This is a genomic window from Marinomonas shanghaiensis, from assembly GCF_003259175.1.
In the GTDB taxonomy this organism is placed as follows: domain Bacteria; phylum Pseudomonadota; class Gammaproteobacteria; order Pseudomonadales; family Marinomonadaceae; genus Marinomonas; species Marinomonas shanghaiensis.
In genome coordinates this window covers 160,923-183,513 of sequence record NZ_QGOK01000010.1, presented here as the reverse complement: position 1 = coordinate 183,513, position 22,591 = coordinate 160,923, and the positions used below count along the sequence as shown (strand labels likewise).

22 protein-coding genes are annotated in these 22,591 nt (G+C 44.3%); 21 read left to right on the top strand and 1 reads right to left on the bottom strand.

What is annotated here, in order from left to right; all coding sequences use genetic code 11:
• Positions 1-31 precede the first annotated feature (31 nt).
• The 21 genes from iscR (at position 32) to DKT73_RS09535 (ending at position 20,178) form a co-directional block, all read left to right on the top strand.
• Positions 32-520 carry a Fe-S cluster assembly transcriptional regulator IscR gene (gene iscR / locus DKT73_RS09635; RefSeq protein WP_111638340.1) on the top strand — a complete coding sequence of 163 codons (489 nt, stop codon included), beginning with the start codon at positions 32-34 and terminating at the stop codon, positions 518-520.
• 74 nt (positions 521-594) lie between these two features.
• A complete protein-coding gene (gene sufB / locus DKT73_RS09630; RefSeq protein WP_072837701.1) occupies positions 595-2,031 on the top strand; it encodes a Fe-S cluster assembly protein SufB in 1,437 nt (478 codons plus the stop codon).
• Between the two features lie 13 nt (positions 2,032-2,044).
• Positions 2,045-2,830, top strand: coding sequence for a Fe-S cluster assembly ATPase SufC (gene sufC, locus DKT73_RS09625; RefSeq protein ID WP_111638339.1), 786 nt, complete (start codon positions 2,045-2,047; stop codon positions 2,828-2,830).
• A gap of 3 nt (positions 2,831-2,833) precedes the next feature.
• Positions 2,834-4,093, top strand: coding sequence for a Fe-S cluster assembly protein SufD (gene sufD, locus DKT73_RS09620; RefSeq protein ID WP_111638338.1), 1,260 nt, complete (start codon positions 2,834-2,836; stop codon positions 4,091-4,093).
• Positions 4,094-4,104: 11 nt separating this feature from the next.
• Entirely contained in the window at positions 4,105-5,322 is a 1,218-nt protein-coding gene (locus tag DKT73_RS09615; protein WP_111638337.1) for a SufS family cysteine desulfurase, read from the top strand.
• A 9-nt stretch (positions 5,323-5,331) separates the two neighbouring features.
• Positions 5,332-5,682, top strand: a complete 351-nt coding sequence (locus DKT73_RS09610; RefSeq protein ID WP_111638336.1) for a HesB/IscA family protein — start codon at positions 5,332-5,334, stop codon at positions 5,680-5,682.
• A 4-nt stretch (positions 5,683-5,686) separates the two neighbouring features.
• Positions 5,687-6,217 carry a putative Fe-S cluster assembly protein SufT gene (gene sufT / locus DKT73_RS09605; RefSeq protein WP_111638335.1) on the top strand — a complete coding sequence of 177 codons (531 nt, stop codon included), beginning with the start codon at positions 5,687-5,689 and terminating at the stop codon, positions 6,215-6,217.
• Between the two features lie 119 nt (positions 6,218-6,336).
• The gene (locus DKT73_RS09600) at positions 6,337-6,762 is read left to right on the top strand and encodes a SufE family protein (RefSeq protein WP_111638334.1); all 426 of its coding nucleotides are present in this window, start codon (positions 6,337-6,339) and stop codon (positions 6,760-6,762) included.
• A 49-nt stretch (positions 6,763-6,811) separates the two neighbouring features.
• The gene (locus DKT73_RS09595; RefSeq protein ID WP_111638333.1) at positions 6,812-7,966 is read left to right on the top strand and encodes an IscS subfamily cysteine desulfurase; all 1,155 of its coding nucleotides are present in this window, start codon (positions 6,812-6,814) and stop codon (positions 7,964-7,966) included.
• A 156-nt stretch (positions 7,967-8,122) separates the two neighbouring features.
• The gene (ndk, locus tag DKT73_RS09590; RefSeq protein ID WP_111638332.1) at positions 8,123-8,530 is read left to right on the top strand and encodes a nucleoside-diphosphate kinase; all 408 of its coding nucleotides are present in this window, start codon (positions 8,123-8,125) and stop codon (positions 8,528-8,530) included.
• A 145-nt stretch (positions 8,531-8,675) separates the two neighbouring features.
• Positions 8,676-9,791 (top strand): dual-specificity RNA methyltransferase RlmN, encoded by a 1,116-nt coding sequence (gene rlmN / locus DKT73_RS09585; protein WP_111638331.1) that lies wholly within the window; start codon positions 8,676-8,678, stop codon positions 9,789-9,791.
• Between the two features lie 32 nt (positions 9,792-9,823).
• Entirely contained in the window at positions 9,824-10,549 is a 726-nt protein-coding gene (locus DKT73_RS09580) for a tetratricopeptide repeat protein (protein ID WP_111638330.1), read from the top strand.
• 1 nt (position 10,550) lies between these two features.
• A complete protein-coding gene (locus tag DKT73_RS09575) occupies positions 10,551-11,567 on the top strand; it encodes a RodZ domain-containing protein (protein WP_232827831.1) in 1,017 nt (338 codons plus the stop codon).
• A gap of 8 nt (positions 11,568-11,575) precedes the next feature.
• Positions 11,576-12,688, top strand: a complete 1,113-nt coding sequence (gene ispG / locus DKT73_RS09570; RefSeq protein ID WP_111638328.1) for a flavodoxin-dependent (E)-4-hydroxy-3-methylbut-2-enyl-diphosphate synthase — start codon at positions 11,576-11,578, stop codon at positions 12,686-12,688.
• Between the two features lie 9 nt (positions 12,689-12,697).
• A complete protein-coding gene (gene hisS / locus DKT73_RS09565; protein WP_111638327.1) occupies positions 12,698-13,972 on the top strand; it encodes a histidine--tRNA ligase in 1,275 nt (424 codons plus the stop codon).
• 62 nt (positions 13,973-14,034) lie between these two features.
• The gene (locus DKT73_RS09560; RefSeq protein WP_111638354.1) at positions 14,035-14,676 is read left to right on the top strand and encodes a YfgM family protein; all 642 of its coding nucleotides are present in this window, start codon (positions 14,035-14,037) and stop codon (positions 14,674-14,676) included.
• 3 nt (positions 14,677-14,679) lie between these two features.
• Positions 14,680-15,813: an outer membrane protein assembly factor BamB gene (gene bamB / locus DKT73_RS09555; protein WP_111638326.1), complete on the top strand. Its 1,134-nt coding sequence runs from the start codon at positions 14,680-14,682 to the stop codon at positions 15,811-15,813.
• Positions 15,814-15,903: 90 nt separating this feature from the next.
• The gene (gene der / locus DKT73_RS09550) at positions 15,904-17,241 is read left to right on the top strand and encodes a ribosome biogenesis GTPase Der (RefSeq protein ID WP_111606424.1); all 1,338 of its coding nucleotides are present in this window, start codon (positions 15,904-15,906) and stop codon (positions 17,239-17,241) included.
• A 207-nt stretch (positions 17,242-17,448) separates the two neighbouring features.
• Positions 17,449-18,354 carry a 30S ribosomal protein S6--L-glutamate ligase gene (gene rimK, locus DKT73_RS09545; RefSeq protein WP_111606423.1) on the top strand — a complete coding sequence of 302 codons (906 nt, stop codon included), beginning with the start codon at positions 17,449-17,451 and terminating at the stop codon, positions 18,352-18,354.
• The gene (locus DKT73_RS09540) at positions 18,354-19,403 is read left to right on the top strand and encodes a succinylglutamate desuccinylase/aspartoacylase family protein (RefSeq protein ID WP_111638325.1); all 1,050 of its coding nucleotides are present in this window, start codon (positions 18,354-18,356) and stop codon (positions 19,401-19,403) included. The genes rimK and DKT73_RS09540 overlap by 1 nt, the downstream gene beginning before the upstream one ends.
• A gap of 169 nt (positions 19,404-19,572) precedes the next feature.
• Positions 19,573-20,178, top strand: a complete 606-nt coding sequence (locus DKT73_RS09535; RefSeq protein WP_111638324.1) for a hypothetical protein — start codon at positions 19,573-19,575, stop codon at positions 20,176-20,178.
• An 85-nt stretch (positions 20,179-20,263) separates the two neighbouring features.
• Here the strand turns inward: DKT73_RS09535 and DKT73_RS09530 are convergent, their stop codons facing one another.
• Positions 20,264-22,498: a YgiQ family radical SAM protein gene (locus DKT73_RS09530; protein ID WP_111638323.1), complete on the bottom strand. Its 2,235-nt coding sequence runs from the start codon at positions 22,496-22,498 to the stop codon at positions 20,264-20,266.
• Positions 22,499-22,591: the final 93 nt, after the last annotated feature.

Genomic DNA, 22,591 nt, shown 5'->3' with positions numbered 1-22,591 from the left:
TACTCACAGAATAATCTAAAGTGGATAGTTTATGCGCCTGACAACAAAAGGTCGTTATGCGGTAACCGCCATGCTTGATTTGGCATTGCATTCGGATAAAGGACCTGTGTCCTTGTCGGATATTTCGAATCGACAGGGAATATCATTATCTTATCTGGAGCAGTTATTTTCTAAGCTCCGTAAGAAAGCATTGGTAAACAGTGTTCGAGGTCCTGGTGGCGGTTATCGTCTGAGCCGCTCTCACCATGATATTTTTGTTGCGCAAATAGTCGATGCCGTTAATGAGTCGGTAGACGCGACGGGCTGTAAAGGCCGTAGCGATTGTCAGAGCGGTAATACTTGCCTTACCCATCATTTATGGTGTGATTTAAGCGATCAAATACACGATTTTTTAAATCAAATTAGCTTAGAACAGCTAGTGCGTCGCAACGATGTACGTCAAGTGGCTGAGCGACAAGACCTTGAGAGCCGAAAGCGTTGTTCTGAAAATGACAAAATTAGCGCGGCCATTGTTGATTAAATAAAGAATACATTAGTAGAGCTTAATGTGCCGATTCACGGTGCATTAGTGGCTATAATTGAGTGAGTTTTTATATGACTGAGCAGATAGATAAGGCGCTGGCACGGGAATACGAAGCAGGTTTTGTGTCTGATGTGGAATCAGAAACCTTTGAGCCTGGTTTGGATGAAAATGTTATCCGACGTATTTCTGAAATGAAAGGCGAGCCTGAATGGATGCTCGAATGGCGCCTAAGTGCATTTCGTGAATGGTTAGAAATGGAAGAGCCTGAGTGGGCGTTAGTCGATTATCCAAAAATTGATTTCCAGTCCATTTCTTACTATTCGGCACCAAAGAGTATGAAGGACAAACCTAAGTCTTTGGATGAAGTTGATCCTGAATTACTGCGTACTTATGAGAAACTTGGCATTCCTCTCATTGAACAGCAGATGTTGGCCGGTATCGCGGTTGACGCGGTGTTTGACTCCGTATCCGTGGTGACAACATTCCGTGAAAAGCTAGAAGAAGCGGGGGTTATTTTTTGTCCAATTTCTGAGGCACTTCATAAATACCCAGATCTTGTTAAAAAGTACATTGGCAGTGTCGTTCCTAAGAAAGACAATTATTATGCCGCGTTGAACTGTGCTGTGTTTACGGATGGTTCTTTTGTTTATATTCCTAAAGGCACTCGTTGTCCGATGGAGTTGTCGACTTATTTTCGTATTAACGAACAAAATACAGGTCAATTCGAACGTACTTTGATTATCGCCGATGAAGGCAGTCATGTGAGTTACCTTGAAGGTTGTACTGCGCCTCAGCGTGACGAAAATCAGTTACATGCCGCCGTTGTTGAATTGGTGGCCATGGATAACGCTGAGATCAAATACTCAACCGTACAAAACTGGTATCCAGGTGATGAAAACGGCAAAGGTGGTATTTACAACTTTGTAACGAAGCGCGGTATTTGTCATACCAACGCTAAAATCTCTTGGACGCAAGTAGAGACAGGCTCTTCTGTGACTTGGAAGTACCCAAGCTGTATTTTGAAAGGTGATAACAGTGTAGGCGAGTTCTACTCAGTTGCTTTGACGCGTGGTCGTCAGCAAGCTGACACAGGCACTAAGATGATCCACATTGGTAAGAATACCAAGTCTACTATCATTTCTAAGGGGATCTCTGCAGGCCGAAGTAACAATAGTTACCGTGGTCTTGTACGTATGAATCCTGGTGCAGAAGGGGCTCGAAACTTTACCCAATGCGACTCCTTGTTGATTGGTGATCAATGTGGTGCACATACTTTTCCGTATGTCGAAAGTCGTAATCCGTCCGCCATCATCGAGCACGAAGCAACCACGTCTAAAGTCAGTGATGAGCAGATGTTCTTGTGTCGTCAGCGTGGTCTTGACCCTGAAAAAGCCGTCTCCATGATTGTGAATGGCTTCTGCAAAGAAGTATTTAAAGAATTGCCAATGGAATTTGCCGTCGAAGCGGGCAAATTACTAGAAATAAGCCTTGAAGGCTCAGTAGGTTAAGGAATTATTAAAGATGTCGAACACCAACAGTTTGTTGACGATAAAAGATTTGCACGCCAGTGTTGAAGAAAAGCAAATCATTAAAGGGTTAGATCTAGATATCAAACCCGGTGAAGTGCATGCAATCATGGGGCCAAACGGTGCCGGTAAAAGTACCTTAGGTTATGTTCTTTCAGGTCGTGATAGTTACAGCGTAGACAGTGGTAGCGTCACTCTTGATGGTGAAGATTTGCTTGAAATGGAAACGGAAGACCGTGCTCGTGCTGGCTTGTTTTTGGCATTCCAATACCCTGTCGAGATTCCAGGTGTCAGCAACTTAGAATTTTTAAAAGCATCCGTTGATGCGCAGCGTCAGGCTCGTGGTGAAGAAGCCATTACCTCGGCGGATTTCTTGAAAGAAGCTAAGGCGGCTTGTAAACAAGTTAACTTGCCAGTGGCTTTTTTGAAGCGTGGTGTGAATGAAGGTTTTTCTGGTGGCGAGAAAAAACGTAATGAGTTAATGCAGATGTTATTGCTTAAGCCAAAGCTTTGCATCCTTGATGAAACAGACTCAGGTTTGGACATCGACGCATTACAGATAGTCGCAGAAGGTGTGAACAGCCAACGCTCAGCGGATCGTAGCTTTATTGTTGTGACCCATTACCAGCGTCTTTTGGACTATATTAAGCCTGATTTTGTGCACGTATTGTCTGACGGTAAAATCGTTAAGAGCGGTGATGCATCCCTTGCGCTTGAGTTAGAAGCTCAAGGTTACTCTTGGTTGCAAAAAGAGCCAGTTGAAGACGAACTTGAGGGGTAATTCATGAGTGAATGGTTAGAAAGCGCCATTACTCGAGCGCAAGGTATTAATGATTGGCTGACCCCAAAGCGAGCGCATGCGCTTGATCTTTTAGCTAATACCAAATGGCCCACCCGCAAAACCGAAGCGTGGCGCTACACGCCACTTCGTCCGGTAGAGCGTACACAGGCTAAAGTGATGAGCGATAAGTTTAATTTGTTGCCTGTCGCTATTACCGATTTGTCTGCTATTGAAGTGGTGTTTGCAAACGGTCAGTTTGATCAAGCTCAATTAGCGCAAACCTTGCCTGAAGGCTTGTCTATCGCCTTAGGTGGTGATTTGAATTCAGCGCAGCAAGCCGATGCACTCAATGCGTTTTCGACGATTAAGCCAGAACGACACATTTTTGGTTTGATTAACGATGCTCTAGCACAAGATGTCGTCGTTGTGTCTGTTGCTGAAGGCGTTGAAATTGCTCAGCCAGTGCGTATTAGTACTTTGCTGAGTCAAGGTTCAGAATCTCATACACGTGTTCAAGTTGTCTTAGGGGCGGGATCTAAGTTAACCGTGATTGAAGATGTGCAGGCGCAGGGTGATAGTTTAAATACTGCGTTTGTAGAATACGATATCGCAGCCAAGGCGCATTTAGAGCATTATCGTTTTGCTCTGCAAACAGGTAGCAATGTGGCAATCGGCGGAAGTCATTTTAACTTGCATGATCATGCCAAAATGCACAGCACCATCATTGGTTTTGGTAGTGAGTTATCCCGTTTGGATACCGATATTATTCACGCGGGTGAGTTTGCCGATGCCAAACTGAATGCGATGTATTTGTTGGACGGCAAGGAGCTATTTGATCTGCATGCGACTGTCGAGCACGCGATGCCAAATGGCAAAACTGAAGAGAATGTTCGTTGTATCGTCGCCGATCGCGCTCGCGCTATTTTCAATGGCCGTATTCACATTCACCGTGATGCACAGAAAACCTTGGCTGAGCTCAATAATCGCAACTTATTACTATCCGATAAAGCCGAGATTAATACCAAACCAGAGCTAGAGATTTACGCAGACGACGTAAAGTGTGCTCATGGTGCAACGGTTGCTCAGATTGATAAGCAAGCTTTGTATTACTTGCAGACTCGCGGTGTGAGCCGTTCGAAGGCGCAAGTGATGCTTAACTTTGGTTTTATTAACGAGCTGATTGATTTAATGCCAAATGCGGCCCTAGCGGAATGGGTTCGTCCTATTATTCGCGAGCGTTTTGCGCAGATGGAAGTGAAATAAGCGAGAATCGAATGAGTTTTGATGTAGCGGCTATCCGCGAGCAATTTCCGATCTTGAAACGTGTTATTGATGGAAATCCACTGATTTATCTCGATAATGCGGCGACCACGCAAAAGCCACAATGTGTGATTGATGCGTTGGTAGATTACTACACGACATGCAATTCTAATGTGCATCGTGGTGCTCATCGTCTTGCGGATGAAGCGACACGTCGCTTTGAGGATGCGCGCGACATCGTAAAAAACTTCATGAATGCGCCGAAACGTGAAGAGGTCATTTGGACTACTGGGACGACAGAAGGCATTAATATTGTTGCCAACGGACTGAGTCAGTTACTGTCTACTGGTGATGAAGTAATTGCTACTGGGATGGAGCATCATGCCAATCTAGTCACTTGGCAGCAAGCTTGTAAGGCATCTGGTGCAATTCTAAGAACGGTTCCCGTCACAGATGAAGGCGAGCTAGATCAAGTGGCTTATGGCGCTATGTTGAACGAGCGAACACGTTTTGTTGCTTTTCCTCATGTGTCTAACGCGTTGGGTACAGTGAACCCCATTAAAGAAATGACAGCGCAAGCTAAACAGGTTGGTGCTTTAGTTTTGGTGGACGGTGCGCAAGGGGCGGCTCATGGTTGGGTTGATGTGCAAGATATCGGCTGTGATTTTTATGTCTTTTCAGGCCATAAAATTTACGGGCCCATGGGGGTTGGTGTGCTGTGGGGCAAAGAGTCCGTGTTGTCGACTTGGCCTGTTTGGCGGACCGGAGGCGAGATGATCTCTACTGTGACGTTGCAAGACGCCACTTGGAATGTGTTGCCTTATCGTTTTGAGGCTGGCACGCCTAATGTGGGTGATGTCATTGCTTTGGGCGAAGCCATTCGTTGGTTTAGTGCGTTAGATCAAGAAGCGGTTGCGGCCCATGAAAAAGCACTACTGGATCGGGCAACTGAGCTTGCAGAGCAATTTGACGGCTTAACCATCATTGGCACGGCCAAAGACAAAATCGGTGTGTTGAGCTTTGTGATGGATCAGGGGCACCCAGCGGATATCGGTTTTCTACTGGATCGTCAGGGGATTGCTGTGCGTACAGGTGATCATTGTGCTCAGCCTTTGATGGCGCGTTTTAATGTTCCTGGTACCGCGCGAGCATCGTTTGCAATTTATAATACATTAGACGAAGTTGATGCTTTGTTTGTGGCACTGAAAAAAGTGCGAACAATGCTGGCTTAGGAGGTTTCAATGACAGTAACAACGTTTGATCCTGTCTCTAGCGTGTCTTTAACCGCTTCTGCGCAGAAATATTTTGCCTCAAAATTGACAAAGCAACCAGGCAAGCTGATTCGATTAAGTACCAAGGAAAGTGGCTGTACAGGCTTTTCTTATGTGCTAGACATTGTTGATGCCGCTGCTTTGGAAGATACCGTTCTCGAGTTTGGTAATGTGACTCTCGCGGTAGATTCGCATTCTGTTGCTATGCTGAAAGGCACAGAGATTGATTTGGTGCGCGAAGGTGTTAACGAAGTCGTGAAGTTTAAAAACCCTAACGTTGTAGCGGAATGCGGCTGTGGCGAAAGCTTTAGTGTGAGTTAACTTCATGCAAAAAATGGTAGTAACAAATCGCGCGTGTCCAGCGCGACGAGTGCCGAGCGGTGAGCCGGTCAGCATTCCAGAAGGTCAGTTTATTACAATTAATCAGAGTTTGGGTGGTAACTATACCGTCACCTGGCAAGGTAATATGCTGCGCATTGATGGCACTGATGCTGAAGCCATTGGTCAGCAACCAGAAATTTTAGATTTTGAAGATCTTGGTACCGGGGAAATCAGTAAGGACCAAGTTTGGCAGGCATTGGATACCATCTACGATCCAGAGATTCCTATCAGCTTGGTGTCCTTAGGTTTGGTGTATAAAGTGACGCTTGACCAAGAGGCTAAGTCTGTTTTGATTGATATGACGTTGACTGCGCCGGGTTGTGGTATGGGGCCTGTGTTGGTGGGAGATGTAAAATATCGCGTTGCCAAAGTGCCAAATGTGGATTCCGTTAAAGTCGATCTCGTGTTTGATCCGCCTTGGTCGCGAGAAATGATGAGTGAAGAAGCACAATTAGAAGCCGGTCTTTTCTTCTAATACCTTTCTTTTGAGTGCTTCGGTCATCGGCTAAAATCGAATACAATAAGAAACGGCCTTGGTGCTTTGCCAATGCCGTTTTTGTTTTAATAGGCTTAGTGCAAACAAAGAGGGTGGTCATGGCTTTACCTAGTACAGAAGATATCGTGGACGATCTGTCGTTTTTTGACGATTGGGAAGACAAATACAAGTACATCATTGATCTGGGTAAATCTTTGCCTGCATTCGATGAGGCGTGGCGAACGCCGGAACGCTTGGTGAAGGGCTGTCAGAGTAGCGTTTGGATTCAGCCAGGCAGTGAGCAGGATGCGACTAAAGGCGAAGTACTAACGTTTTTAGTGGACAGTGATGCGATTATTGTTCGTGGTTTGCTTGGTTTGGTGTTGGCTGCACTGGACCATAAAACGCCACAAGAAATTTTAGATTTCGATATTACAGCCTATTTTGAAGCGTTGGATCTTGAAAGACACCTAAGCCCAACTCGTGGCAATGGCTTGCGTTCCATTGTTGGTCGCATAAAAGGCATCGCGCAGGCAGCTGCTTAGTGTTAATGGTAAAAAAGCAGTCGTTTTATTTTTTATTGGAGAGCGTTAAATGAACACCCCGGTTTACCTAGATAATTCTGCTACCACACCCGTTGACCCAAGAGTGGCTGAAAAAATGATGGCGTGTTTGACGCAGGATGGTAATTTCGGTAATCCAGCGTCGCGCTCGCATCTTTTTGGCTGGCGTGCCGAGGAAGCGGTCGAAGAAGCTAGGTTGCAGGTGGCGAGTTTAATTAACGCGGACTCTCGTGAGATTGTTTGGACCTCTGGTGCGACAGAAGCCAATAATTTGGCGCTCAAAGGTGTGGCGCAAGCTTATCGTCAAAAGGGACGCCATATTATTACGTCTATGATTGAGCATAAGGCGGTTTTGGACCCTTGTAAGCAACTTGAAAAAGAAGGCTTTGAAGTGACGTATTTGCAACCCGATGCTCATGGTGTGATTTCGCCGAGTCAGGTTGCAGAAGCGCTTCGTGAAGACACCATTTTAGTCTCTTTGATGCATGGTAATAATGAGCTTGGTGTGCTGACGGATATCGCGGAGATTGGTGCATTAACTCGACCTCGTGGTGTATTTTTACATGTGGATGCGGCGCAGACGACTGGTAAAGTTGAGATCGATGTGAATGCCATGAATGTGGATTTGATGTCGCTTACGGCTCATAAAACTTATGGTCCAAAAGGCATTGGTGCTTTGTTCGTACGTCGTTCGCCAAAAGTGAAATTAGAGGCGCAAATACATGGTGGCGGTCATGAGCGGGGAATGCGCTCTGGTACCTTAGCTACCCATCAGATCGTTGGTATGGGCGAATCTTTCCGTTTAGCGGCTGAGGAAATGGCACAAGATTGCGCGCGTATTAAAGCGCTGCGTGAGCGCTTATGGTCTTCTTTAAGTGAGTTGTCTGGTGTGCATCTGAATGGTGACTCAGATCAGCGAGTCGCAGGTGTGTTGAATGTTGGCTTTTCGGGTGTGGACGGGGAAGTGTTGTTAATGTCTTTGAGTGATATTGCGGTCTCTTCTGGTTCGGCTTGTACTTCGGCTAGCTTGGAACCATCGTATGTTTTGCGTGCGATTGGTCTAGCCGATGATTTGGCGCACAGTTCATTGCGCCTTTCTGTCGGCCGCTTTTCGACCGAGGATGATGTGGATTTTGCTGCTGAAACCATTAAAAATGCCGTCAGTCGACTCCGATCTGTTGCTTAAATGTCAGAACCCAAGCTTTTATTCTTATTAAGATAAATAATATTGGTTTGATCGTACAATTTTAACGAATTGATGCGTATAATACGCGCGCTGAACTTTTAAGTCCCGGACCATGCAGAAAGCATCGTCCCTTTAAATTTAATTTGGAGTTATATCATGGCGTTAGAACGCACTCTATCTATCATCAAGCCTGATGCTGTTGCGAAAAACGTAATCGGCGAAATCTACACTCGTTTTGAGCGTGCTGGTTTCAAAATCGTTGAAGCAAAAATGATTCAACTAGACGACGAATTGGCGGGTGGTTTCTACGCTGAGCACAAAGAGCGTCCTTTCTACAAAGATTTGGTTGCTTTCATGACTTCTGGTCCTGTTGTTGTGTCTGTTCTTGAAGGTGAAGGCGCTGTTCTTCGTCACCGTGAACTTATGGGTGCGACTAACCCTAAAGACGCAGCAGCTGGTACGTTGCGTGCAGATTACGCAACATCTATTGATGCAAACGCTGTTCACGGTTCTGATTCTGTTGAATCTGCTGCACGTGAAATTGCTTACTTTTTCGGTAAGTAATTGACAGCTAGGACCTTTATGTCCGATCTGTTTTGTAAAAGCGGGCGCGAGCCCGCTTTTTTACAGAGGCTTCTGAAAAGACTTTTCTTTTCAGAGGCTTTTTTCGTTTACACTTAATGCTACCTACAGCAAGCGATATTGAATTATGACTGACATCAAAAAAGTAAACCTTTTAGGTTTATCCCCTGACAAGCTGATTGAATTTTTTGAATCCATTGGTGAGAAAAAATTTCGTGCCACTCAAGTCATTAAATGGATTCATCAGAAAGGCGCTGAAAGCTTTGAAGAAATGACGGATGTCAGTAAGGCGTTGCGTGCAAAGCTAGAACAAATTTGTGAAATTCGTGGCCCTGAGGTGGTATCGCAGAATATTTCTACTGATGGTACGCGTAAATGGATTATTCGTACGGAAGGTGGCAAAAACGACTGCGTTGAAACCGTATTGATTCCAGATGGCGACAGAGCCACTTTGTGTGTGTCTTCACAGGTAGGTTGTTCTTTGGATTGCAGCTTTTGCTCAACCGGTAAGCAAGGTTTTAACCGGAATTTAACGCCAGCGGAGATTATCGGTCAGGTTTGGATTGCGATTAAGTCTTTTGGTCCTATGGATCCAAATGGCCCTCGTCGTGTTACCAACGTGGTCATGATGGGGATGGGCGAGCCTTTGATGAATTTCGAGCCGGTTGTGGATGCGATGATTCTGATGATGCACGATCATGCTTACGGTCTGTCTAAGCGCCGCGTCACATTGAGTACATCTGGGGTTGTGCCTAAAATTTATGAGTTAGTAAAGCGTACAGATGTGTCTTTGGCGATTTCATTGCATGCGCCAAACGATGCTTTACGCAATGAGCTCGTGCCCATTAATAAAAAATACCCGATTGCTGAGTTGTTGGAAGCGTGTCAATTTTACTTGGCAAACTTGCCTGATAAGCGTCACATAACAATCGAATATACCCTGATGTCTGGTGTGAATGACAATGAAGAGCAGGCAGAGGAACTCGCTGAGTTGCTTAAAGATTTGGAATGTAAGATCAACTTGATCCCATTTAATCCGTTTCCTCATTCAGGTTATGAAAAGCCATCTAACAACCGTACGCGTCGTTTTCAGAAGATTTTAGCGGATGCTGGTTACACTGTGACGGTTCGAACCACTCGAGGTGATGATATCGATGCAGCTTGTGGTCAATTGGTTGGTGATTTCCATGATAAAACACGTCGTAGTCAGAAATACATAGAGCTGCGTGAAGTGAAAAGTTAATTATTTGATTTAGTTTAGACAAGGATGTCTGTATGCGATTGTATTTGTTGCCATTTTTATTTTGTTGTGTGTTGATTTCTTCTTGTGCCTATCAGGCTGTTCCCTCACCATCGCCCTCAGTATCTGAGTCTAAGCGGCTCTTGATGGTCCAAGCCCATCTTTTGCTAGGGCAATGGGAGTTGGCGAAGAAGCAGCTTGACCAAGTTCGCATGGCTGATCAAGATAGAGACTATTGGCGATTAGTAAGCTTGTATTGGTTGAGTGTTGGGTCGCATGATAGGGCGCTGGCTGTACATAACAAGGCACTGCAGAAATATCCAGACGATGATTTTATCTGGAATAACTACGGCGTATTGTTAGGTTTAAAGCAACGTTGGCTAGAGGCTTGTGACGCGTTTGAAAAAGCAGACAAAAGTAGCTTCTTGAAACGTCAATCTGTGCAAATAAATCTATCGAGATGTGCAATACGTCAGAATCAAGTAAATTTGGCAGGAAACTATCTGAAACAGGCAAAAGAAATTGCAGATTTGCCCCTGATTGGTTTGATGACCGAGCTCAATCTTGTTTTAATACAGGGTACTAATGACAAAGCTCGCTTAATTTTTAATAATATCCAGGCTGATAAAGAAATTGCCCGAGGATCGGTGCATTTTGATGAGTACAACTGTCTGTCGCGGCATTTAATTGCACGCGAGACTGACCCTACACTGTATTCATTAGCGAGTAATTTTACATGCCTGCATGGCTCAAGGTATTGACATGACAACTGAATCTCAAACGAATGCTTCTGTAAGCAAAATGAATATGGATACCATTAATATTGGCAATAGATTGAAGTCAAAAAGACTAGAGCTAGAGTTTGATGAAAGGTATGTTGCCACTGCGTTAAAAATCCCCATAGATCAAGTTCGAGCGCTTGAAGCGAACGATTTTAAGTACTTCCGTTCTGTGACCTTTGCTCGGGGTTTTTTAAAAAGCTATTGTCGTTTATTGGGTATCGAGCACACCGAAATGCTGCATGCCTTCGATAGCAGTAGAGAAGTGGTTGAAACAACCATTAAGCCTGTTGATAAGGTGAACAAGCAAACGCATCTTGGTGATCCAATTATTGTGTTTATTTCCATTGTTATTATTGCTGTTTTAGTGTTTTTAGTTTTTTGGTGGCCATCCCAATCCACAACGGTTGCTGTGGAAGAGCAACAGATGGAAGCCAATGAGAGCGCTTTAATGGTTGAGCCAAATATGGAAACTTCCCCAGCGATTGAACCGACTATGCCACTTGATGAGTCTTCTAGCGCTCCAGCTTCGACGAGTGATGAGGCTTCAGCCCCGGTACTTGATGAGAGTGATGTAAGCACGAGCGGTTCGGTTGAGAATGAATCTGTTGCACCTTCTTCCGTTAGAAACAGTTCGGTTGTCACAGGGCTTTCTGCGGAAACGATGGCTATTTTAGAAGAAGCTGGAGTCAGACCTGAAGATGTTATAAGGGCTACGGCTGAGGTGCCTACGACACCAGCTCCGACTATTCCATCTTATACAGATGAGGTTGAAGTGGCTTTTTCGGCGGATTGTTGGACAGAAGTGCGTGATGCTACCGGTAAAATTCTATTTTCTGGCGTAAAAACGGCGGGTAGTAATTTGTCTTTAACGGGCAAAGCTCCTTACCGTATTGTCTTTGGTTACGCGCGAGGTGTGTCATCTTTAAAATTTAAAGGCGAAGTGTTCGATTTTTCTTCTTCTATTCGTAACGATTTGGCTCGATTTGAGCTCAAGTAGAGACTTTTATGCATTTTGAATCCCCTATTAAACGCCGACATTCTCGCCAAATTATGGTTGGCAATGTGCCAGTTGGCGGTGGCGCGCCAATCAGTGTTCAAAGTATGACGAATACTGAGACTTGTGATGTTGACGCGACGGTTGCTCAGATTCGTGCTATTGCGGCTGCAGGTGCAGACATAGTTCGTGTTTCTATCCCATCTATGGATGCGGCTGAAGCGTTTAAAAAAATTCGGGAAGCGGTCTCTATTCCCTTGGTTGCCGATATTCACTTTGATTATAAAATTGCGTTGAAAGTGGCTGAGTACGGCGTTGACTGTCTTCGTATCAATCCGGGCAACATCGGCAACAAAGATCGTGTTCGTGCTGTTGTTGATTGCGCGCGAGACAAAAACATACCCATACGTATCGGTGTTAATGCTGGGTCTTTGGAAAAAGATCTACAAAAAAAATACGGTGAGCCAACACCTGATGCTTTAGTTGAGTCTGCTTTTCGTCAGATCCAGTATTTTGACGAGTTAGATTTTCATGAATATAAGTTGAGTCTAAAAGCTTCCGATATATTCATGACAGTAGAAGCGTATCGCAAAATTGCGAGTCAAATAGACAATCCATTGCATCTAGGTATTACTGAAGCAGGTGGCCTACGTTCTGGTACAGTGAAGTCTTCTATCGGTCTTGGTTTACTTCTGATGGATGGTATTGGTGATACTTTGCGTGTTTCCTTGGCGGCTGATCCTGTACAAGAAATTAAAGTGGGCTGGGATATGTTACGCAGTTTAAAACTGCGTAATCGCGGCATTAACTTTATTGCCTGTCCAAGCTGCTCTCGTCAGAATTTTGATGTAATCAAAACGATGAACGAACTTGAAGAGCGACTTGAAGATATCGTTGTTCCTATGGATGTGGCGGTTATCGGCTGTGTCGTTAATGGACCTGGCGAGGCAAAAGAAGCAGACATAGGTTTGGCTGGTGGATCGCCAAACAACTTGATTTACCAAGATGGCAAGCCAAATAGCAAAACTAAAAACGAAACGCTTGTTGATGATTTAGAAAAAATGATTCGTAAAAAGGCGCTTCTTAAAGAACGAGAATTAGCCAATATCATTGTAAAAAATTAAGGATCCATTGTGGCTCGTAAAATTCAAGCGATTAGGGGAATGAATGACATTTTACCTGATCAATCCTCTGTTTGGTTATATTTAGAAAAAACAGTGGCTGATGTTGTTAAGTCTTATGGATATCAGCAAATTCGTTTTCCCATTGTAGAGAACACAGATTTGTTTAAACGCGGTGTTGGTGAAACAACTGATATCGTGGAAAAGGAAATGTACACATTTAATGATCGCAATGGTGAGTCATTGACCTTGCGTCCTGAAGGGACAGCAAGCTGTGTTCGTGCTGCTGATCAAGCTGGTTTGTTGTTTAACCAGACTCAGCGTCTTTGGTACATGGGGCCAATGTTCCGTTATGAGCGTCCTCAAAAAGGGCGCTATCGTCAGTTTCATCAGATTGGTGTCGAGTCTTTTGGCATGGGAACCGCGGACATTGATGCTGAGCTGATTATTTTGTCTGCTCGGCTGTGGCAGAAGCTTGGTCTTTTAGGGCAGGTTGAGTTGCAGTTGAACACGATAGGTTTGGCGTCTGAGCGTGAAGCTTATAAGGCAGCTTTGGTTGATTACTTGACACAATTTAAAGATCAGTTAGACGAAGACAGCCAACGTCGCTTAGGTACCAACCCGCTCAGGATTCTAGACTCTAAAGATGAGGCAACTCAGTCTGTATTAAAAGAGGCGCCAAGTTTAGAGGATTTTATTGGGGAAGAGTCGCAAAGTCATTTTGAGCGCTTACAAACCATCTTAAAAGCCAACGGCATCTCTTACGTTATTAATCGCCGTCTAGTTCGAGGTTTGGACTATTATGGCAAAACTGTTTTTGAGTGGGTGACCTCACATCTTGGTGCTCAGGCGACTGTTTGTGCAGGTGGTCGCTATGATGGCTTGGTTGAGCAGCTAGGAGGAAAACCTACCCCTGCGGTCGGGTTTGCTATGGGGATAGAGCGCTTAGTTTTATTGCTTGAAACCTTAGATTTGATACCTCAGTCGGCTAAATTTTCAGCTGATGTTTTTGTGGTTAGTATTGGTGATGACGCCGAAGTTGCTTCTTTTGTTTTGGCAGAGAAGTTGCGCGAAGTGAGCCCAAATCTGGTCATATTGCGCCATTGTGGTGGCGGTAGTTTTAAGAACCAAATGAAAAAAGCAGATAAATCAGAGGCGCGCTTCACTCTTATTTTAGGCCAAGACGAAATCGATCAAGGCATCTGCCAAGTGAAAGACATGTCAACGGGAGAGCAGCAATCTCATCCGCTCCATGATGTGGTTGCTTACCTGAATAGCAAATTATAATTTGATTTAATAGCGTGCTGCCATTTAAGTGATTTGGTAGTGCCTTGTATGAGGAAATGAAAGTGTCTGAATTAAAGACTGAAGAAGAACAAATTGAAGCGTTTAAATCTTGGTGGAAGAAAAACGGTATTATTCTAGTGGTCGCGGTGGCGTTAGCCGTTGGCGGTTATTTCGGCTGGCAAGCATGGAAAACGAGTCAAGCGAATTACACGAGTGAAGCGTCTGCTTTGTATCAAAATTTGGTGCAAGCGTCTGCCGATTTAAGTGATGAAGAGAATCAAAAAACGGTTACTTTTATTGCTAAGCAATTGGTTGATGATTATGGTGACACAGGCTATGCCATGTTTGGCCAGTTATTTTTAGCGCGAGTGGACGCTGAGAATGGTCAATATGATGACGCTATTAGTGCCCTAGATACGGCTATTGCCAAAACAAAAGATGTGTCTTTTATTGCCATTGCGAATCTGCGTGTTGCTCGTCTATTGCTTCAAAAAGAAGACTACGCGGGTGCGATGGCTCGAGCAGAACAAGTAACCGCAGAGGAATTTGAGGCGCAACAGCAAGAGTTAATAGGGGATATTTTAATATCACAAGGTAAGCGTGATGATGCCCGCGTTGCTTATACGAAAGCAAACGAAGCATTGGGCGTGGGTGTGAATCATCCTCTGCTAGATATTAAACTGAAAGATTTGGTAAAAGGCTAAATTATGAACAAGTCTCTTTTTCTTGTTGTATTGTTTTCAGCGCTAGTCATTCAGGGGTGCTCTAACTCTCGTCCCGCTTTACCCGATTTACCGGCATTAGACGCTAAAGTAAATCTTAAAACTTCATGGCGCACTGGAGTAGATGGAAACTTTGGTGAGTCGAGCGAACGTTTTAATCTCGTAGCGGAAGATGATGCTCTGTTTTTTGTAACGGAAAAAGGCACGGTTTACGAGCTAGGGCAAGAGAAAGGTAAAAAGAAGAATACACTGTCGACTGAATTTAAACCGAGCTCTGGCGTAGCTCGTCATGGAGACACGCTGTTCTTTGGTACATATGATGCTAAGTTAGTCGCTGTTTCTTTGGCAAATAAATCTGTTTTATGGGAAAAGTCTTTAAGTTCGGAAGTTTTATCTGAGGCTGCTTACGCCGCTGGCAAATTGGCGGTACAAACTGCTGATGGCTGGTTGAGTGTGCTTGACGCTGAGACCGGTGATATTCTGTGGCGTGCCAAAGAAGATTTGCCATCGCTTACTGTACGTGGTACAAGCGCTCCCATTATTGTAGATGGCAAAGTGATTGCGGGCTTTGCGAGTGGACGATTAAAAGCGTTTTCTTTACAGGGTGGCAATCTGCTTTGGTCTTATGAAGTAGGAAAGCCGGAAGGGCGATACGAAATAGAAAGGTTGAGCGATATCGATGGTCGTTTGGTAGTAAGTAATGGCGTTGTTTATGCTGTTGCTTACAATGGGACGTTGGTTGCGCTTTCTCTTGAAAGTGGACGGCCATTATGGCAACGCAGTATTGCGAGCTCAGTTGGTGTTGCGGTTAAAGGTGAATTACTCATTGCTGTTGATATGACGAGCAAAGTCATTGCTTTGAATGCAAAAAATGGTACTGAGGTATGGGAGAATGCGGATCTTGTTGAGCGTGATTTGATCTCGCCTGAATTTTTCCGTGATTATGTGGCTGTCATGGACCGAGCTGGTTATGTTCATTTACTTGACTTAAACTCAGGTGAAATAGCGGTGCACAAGGTTGCTGACAACAAGGTGCCACCAGGAAGTCGAATGGTCGCAAATGATAAACAGCTGTTTATTCTTACGCCGAACTCTAACGTGACGGCATTGAGCTACTGAAATTAATTTTGATTTTTGTTAGCGATTTTTTAAAGAGGCTGCCATCCTTTTTTAGGGTGGTGGCCGCTTTGTATTTTTATAGGTAAAAAAATGATTCCAGTTATTGCATTGGTAGGTAGACCCAATGTTGGCAAGTCAACTCTCTTCAATCAATTGACGAGATCCCGTGATGCTTTGGTTGCCGATTATCCAGGCTTAACCCGTGACCGCAAATACGGTGACGGTAAGCTTGGTGAACATGAGTTTATTGTTATTGATACGGGTGGTATCAGTGGTGATGAGCAAGGTATTGACGAAAGAATGGCACGACAGTCTTTGTTAGCCATCGAAGAAGCTGATACTGTTTTGTTTATTGTTGATGGCCGCCACGGCTTAAACCCTGCTGACGAGATGATTGCTAACCATTTGCGTCGCTCAAATAAGCCCGTTTCTCTTGTGGTGAATAAGACAGATGGTATTAACGAAGACATTGCCTTAGCAGACTTTTATTCGTTGGGTTTTGGTGAGTTGCATCCGATTGCGGCGTCGCATGGTAAAGGGGTTCATGTCTTAATTGATAAGGTTATGTTGCCTTACGCTGAGCGTGTTGAAGAAGCAAAAAATCAAATTAGTTTAGAATCTCGCGGTATTCGTATCGGCGTGGTGGGGCGTCCAAATGTGGGCAAGTCTACATTGGTCAATCGCATGTTAGGTGAAGACCGTGTGGTGGTTTATGACATGCCTGGTACGACCCGCGATAGTGTGTATATTCCTTATGTGCGTCACGATAAAGAATACACCCTTATTGATACAGCGGGCATTCGTCGACGTAAACACGTCAAAGAGGCGGTTGAAAAGTTCTCTATCGTGAAGACATTGCAGGCCATTCAAGACGCTAACGTGGTGATTGTCGTGATCGATTCCCACGAAGATCTAGTGGAACAAGATCTTCATATGATCGGTTATGTGTTGGACGCTGGTCGCGGTGTGATTATTGCAATTAATAAGTGGGACGGTCTTAAAAAAGACGACCGTGAACATATTAAGAGTGAAGTAGAGCGTCGTTTAGGCTTTGTTCCTTACGCGAAGGTTCATTATATTTCGGCGTTGCATGGTACGGGCGTTGGTGATTTATACGATACCATCGAAAGTACGTATGAATCCTGCTATGCCAAGTGGACAACCAACCGTTTGACACGGATCTTGGAGGATTCGGTTGCAGAGCATCAGCCTCCTATGGTGAACAGTCGTCGCATTAAATTACGTTATGCACATCAAGGCGGCTCTAACCCGCCACGTATTGTGGTGCATGGAAATCAGACAGACTCTTTGCCTGGTAGTTACAAGCGCTACTTGGAAAATAAGTTTAGAACCGTGCTTAATATTACCGGCACACCGATTATTTTTGAGTTTAAATCGTCTGAAAACCCGTTTTCACCGAAAAAGTAATCGCAGCTTTTTGTTTGACTCTTGACGAATCTCTAAGTGCTTTTGTTATGCAAAGGTGCTTGGAGATTTTTTTATGGAAAAGGCAGAAATCTCTTTCTAAATGTATTCTGATTCACTATTCTCGCGCCAATGGTCTTTCTCTATTTATAGGCATTTTTATAAGCATCGTTTGCTCGTGTGCTTTATTTTTCTGTTCAAAGGACATCTATGAAAATCGCAATACTTTCTCGTAATCCTCGGCTTTATTCTACTCGTCGATTGGTTGAAGCCGGTGAGCAGCTCGGTCATGAGGTAGATGTTATTGATACGATGCATTGCTACATGGACATCACCAGTAGTAATCCATCTGTGCGTTACAATGGCCAGCCTTTACCAAAATACGATGCCGTTATTCCAAGAATTGGCGCGTCCGTGACTTTTTATGGTACGGCGGTTGTTAGGCAATTTGAAATGATGGGGACCTACAGCATCAATGAGTCGGTTGCGATCAGTCGATCTCGTGATAAGTTAAGATCTTTGCAGTTAATGTCTCGTAAGGGTCTGGGGTTGCCCAAAACAGGCTTTGCACATCACCCAGATAAGATAGGCGACTTGTTGAAAAACGTCGGTGGTGCGCCTGTTGTGATTAAGTTGCTAGAAGGTACTCAAGGTATCGGAGTTGTGTTGGCGGAATCGAATAAAACCGCAGAGTCGATTATTGAAGCCTTTATGGGGCTAAAAGCGAATATTTTGGTACAAGAATACATCAAAGAGGCGGGTGGCGCTGATATTCGTTGTCTCGTGGTCGGTGGTAAAGTTATTGCCGCAATGAAGCGACAAGGAGCCGAGGGCGAGTTTCGTTCTAACCTGCACCGTGGCGGAACGGCATCGTTAATCAGATTGTCTCCGGAAGAGAGGCGCACGGCCGTGGAAGCTGCAAAAGTGATGGGGTTGAATATGTGTGGTGTGGATATTTTACGTTCTAATCACGGCCCTTTGATTATGGAGGTTAATTCATCTCCAGGTTTGGAAGGTATTGAGGCGGCCACTGGAAAGGATGTCGCTTCAATGATCATTCAGCATATTGAAAAGACTGCTTTTTTGAGTAACACAAAAACAAAAGGGAAGGGCTAATGGCGAAGACAGTTTTAACGATTGGCGGTGTGGAGATTCCGTTAGGCGGCACTGCAAGAATAAAGCTGCCAATGGTAAAACTGTATACCGATACCAATATGTCGATGCCTGTTTTTGTTAAACGTGGCAAACGATCTGGTCCAACATTATTTATTAGTGCGGCTATTCACGGCGATGAACTTAATGGCATTGAGATCATTAGCCGTATTATTCAAAGTAAATATTTGGAGAATTTGAAAGGGACTCTGATTGCCGTGCCAATTGTGAATGGTTATGGTGTTCTAAGTCAGAGTCGCTATTTACCCGACCGCCGTGATTTGAATCGTTCTTTTCCTGGTTCTCAGCGTGGTTCTTTGGCTGGTCGTGTCGCTGATCGCTTTTTAAATGAAATTGTTTCCAAAGCAGATTACGGTATTGATCTTCATACTGGGAGTTTACACCGTACGAATTTGCCGCAAATTAGAGCCAATCTTGATGACCCTGAAACACTTGAAATTGCTAAAGCGTTCGGTGTGCCGGTTCTGATGAATTCCAACCTGCGTGATGGTTCGTTGCGAGAGTGCGCAAATGATGTGGGGGCCAAAGTCATTCTGTATGAAGCAGGAGAAGCTTTGCGTTTTGATGAACTTTCCATCAGAGCAGGCGTGAAAGGGATTGTTGGAGTGATGAGGCATTTAGGGATGTTGCCCAAGTCTCGCAGTAAGAAATCGCTGTCTGAGCCAAGAATTGCTCGAAGCAGCAGCTGGATTCGCGCCACCGACAGCGGTTTTACTACACATATCAAAGAACTGGGTGACCTTGTTGAAGCGGGCGATGTGCTGGCTGAAATCAAAGACCCTTATGGTGATATTCTCGATAAGGTATTGTGCAAAAATGGTGGCATTATTATTGGTAAGCAGAATATTCCTTTAGTTCAGGAAGGGGATGCTATGTATCACATTGCACACTTTCTGGCGCCTGATGAAGTGGCTGGTTATGTGGAAAGTATGCAGGATGAGTTGATGGACAGTGAGGCGTCATTAAATTTGATTGATTATAAATCCTCCTAATCAGAGGCGTGGTATTGCACGTCCTACTGGTACGCATGTTATGACATATTAATTATAAATGTCATAACATGCGCATAAAACAAGAAATGATAGTGTCATCTTCTTGTAATACATCGTTTTTTCACTTTTTTTTCATTAAAATCTCGTCATTAAAAATCGAGGTTTTTTTATGTTTATTTTTCGTAGTCTTGCTTATCTTTTCGCTGTGGCGGGTGTGGCTCAATTAATCGCTTTGGAAGGTTATGAATTCCAAACAGCTGCTCAGTACAGTGAAAGTACACTGACTGAACACTTGCAAGACTTTATGTCTTTTTTTAGTTGTTTGCTTTTTTTGTACGCAGCGCGTTTGAATGAAAAATTGAACATAGCAGCAACTTTACTCGGTGCTTTGCTTGCGATGATGTTTGTACGTGAGTCTGATTCTTTATTGGACAGCTATGTGTTTGATGGCGCTTGGCAGACACTGGTAGTAGGGATCTTTGTGTGTGTTATGGTGTTTTTATGGGGGCGTTTTTCTTCGATATACGCATCATTAAAAGAATATTCTCAACAGCCTTGCTTCGGCACATTCTTGGCTGGATTTGTTACCATCTTGGCATTTTCTCGTTTAATGGGTCGAAGTTCATATTGGCAGGCCATTATGGGGGACGCCTATATGCGATTAGTGAAAAACATTGTAGAAGAGGGAATCGAGACGTTAGGTTATACCTTGATTTTAATTTCTGCCATTGAGCTGGTTCTGATTTGTCGTAAGCAGAATAAATTACCCTCATAGACGTTACTAAGACTATTGTTTCTAACCTAAAAAACGTGGCATATGTAAATAATATGCCACGTTTTTTTTATATTCTAGTCAGGGTTTATTGGCGAGTCTTTACTTTTGCCTTACGACGTTTTGATGGGGCTGCAGAAGCCTCATTTGCGTTTTTACGACGTGCTTTTTCGGCAACTGCATTTTTTTCCATTGTCGGTCTATTTGATGTATGAGATGCACCAATGGCCTGCCCTGGTTTTGCTTTTTGTGGTCGACGGTGTATTTGCTTGTCTTTGTCTTCAGCCGGAACCAATTTATTGTCTCCGTGACCGATAAGATCAGTACGACCCATTTTAACCAAGGTATTGCGTAGGTCTTGCCAGTTACTTGGGTCATGGTAGCGTAAGAAACCTTTTTGTACGGTTCGTTGCTTGGCGTCTTTTGGAGTATAAACGTCTTCACTCTTGTAGGTAACGGGTTTGAGTGGGTTTTTACCAGAGTGATACATGGCTGTCGCGAGTGACATAGGCGAAGGATAAAAGGTTTGTACTTGGTCTGGTTTAAAATCATTGGTTTTTAACCAGACGGCAAGGTTAAGCATATCCTCATCTGAGCTGCCTGGATGAGCCGCAATAAAGTAAGGGATCAAGTGTTGTTTCTTACCCGCTTCTTTAGAATATTTATCAAACATACGTTTGAAACGGTCGTATGTTCCCATACCCGGCTTCATCATTTTTGATAAAGTGCCTTGCTCAGAGTGTTCTGGCGCGATTTTTAACAAGCCACCAACGTGATAGGTCACCAGCTCGCGCACGTACTCTGGATCCTCAACGGCGAGGTCATAGCGCAGGCCTGAGGCAATAGAAACGGTGTGAATGCCTTCTACAGCACGTGTTTTTCGGTACAGTTCCGTCGTTGGACTGTGGTCCGTGTTTAAATTAGAGCAAATGGTGGGATACACGCAGGACAGCTTGCGGCAAGAAGCTTGAACCTCATCATCATTGCAGTTCAAGGTATACATGTTAGAGGTTGGTCCACCAAGGTCAGAGATATGACCTGTGAAACCTGGTACCTTTGCTTTTATGTCTTCAATCTCATTTAAAATAGATTCGTGTGAGCGAGATTGAATAACGCGTCCTTCATGCTCGGTTATCGAACAAAAAGTGCAGCCACCAAAGCAGCCACGCATGATGTTGATTGACGTTTTGATCATATCATAAGCAGGGATACGGGCTTTTTTGTACTTTGGATGTGGTACGCGAGCATAAGGCAAATCGAACACCCCATCCATCTCTGGGGTTTCTAATGGGATTGGTGGTGGATTTACCCAGATTTCTTTTTTGCCATGTTTCTGGATCAGCGCACGAGCGTTATGTGGGTTTGATTCAAGATGCAAAATACGTGAAGTGTGCGCGTATAGCACTGGGTCTTTAGACACTTTTTCAAAAGAGGGTAAACGAATATAGGTTTTTTCTGGATCCAGTTTTTCACCACGGCGTAGTGGTGCGGGAATCACGCGAATAGGCATAACATCCGAATCGCCTTCGTCTTTAGTCTGACATTTTCCTTCCGGAATGTATTCGTAAGGACTGTAGATTTGATCGACCTTACCCGGCCAATCAACACGAGTCGAGTCGATTTCTGTATAGCCACCAGGAGGCGCATTACGAACAATGGTGGTACCACGAATATCGGTGAGTTCGTCGAGAGTTTTGCCCATGGCCATTTGATGCGTGACTTCAATCATCGCACGTTCGGCGTTACCGTAAAGTAAGATATCTGCTGTAGAGTCGATTAAAACTGAGCGACGAACTTCATCACTCCAGTAGTCGTATTGAGCAATGCGTCGCAGACTGGCTTCAATACCACCAATCATCACAGGCACGTCTTGGAAGGCTTCTTTGCAACGCTGCGAGTAGACAATAACCGCGCGGTCAGGACGTTTTCCTCCAACACCGTAAGGTGTATAGGCATCGTCATTTCGTACTTTCAAATCGGCCGTGTAACGGTTGATTAAAGAATCCATGTTGCCTGCGGTAACACCAAAATAGAGATTGGGGCGACCAAGGCGCATAAAATCTTGAGTATTGCGCCAGTCTGGCTGATCAATGATCCCGACACGATAGCCCTGAGCTTCTAATAAGCGACCTAATACCGCCATGCCAAAACTTGGGTGATCAACATAGGCGTCGCCGGAGACAATAATGACATCGCAGCTGTCCCAACCAAGGGCATCCATTTCCTCTCTGGTGGTAGGAAGAAAGGGGGAAACCCCATAACACTCAGCCCAATACAATGGGTAAGAAAAGAGTTGCTTGGCGGTTTTATGTCGTTTGATCATTATCTACTCTTGGTATCGGGCGTAATGGCGATGATTGTTGCGTGGCAATTACAAGGATACATGGATTATCGGTGAAAAATTGTGCCGTATTAT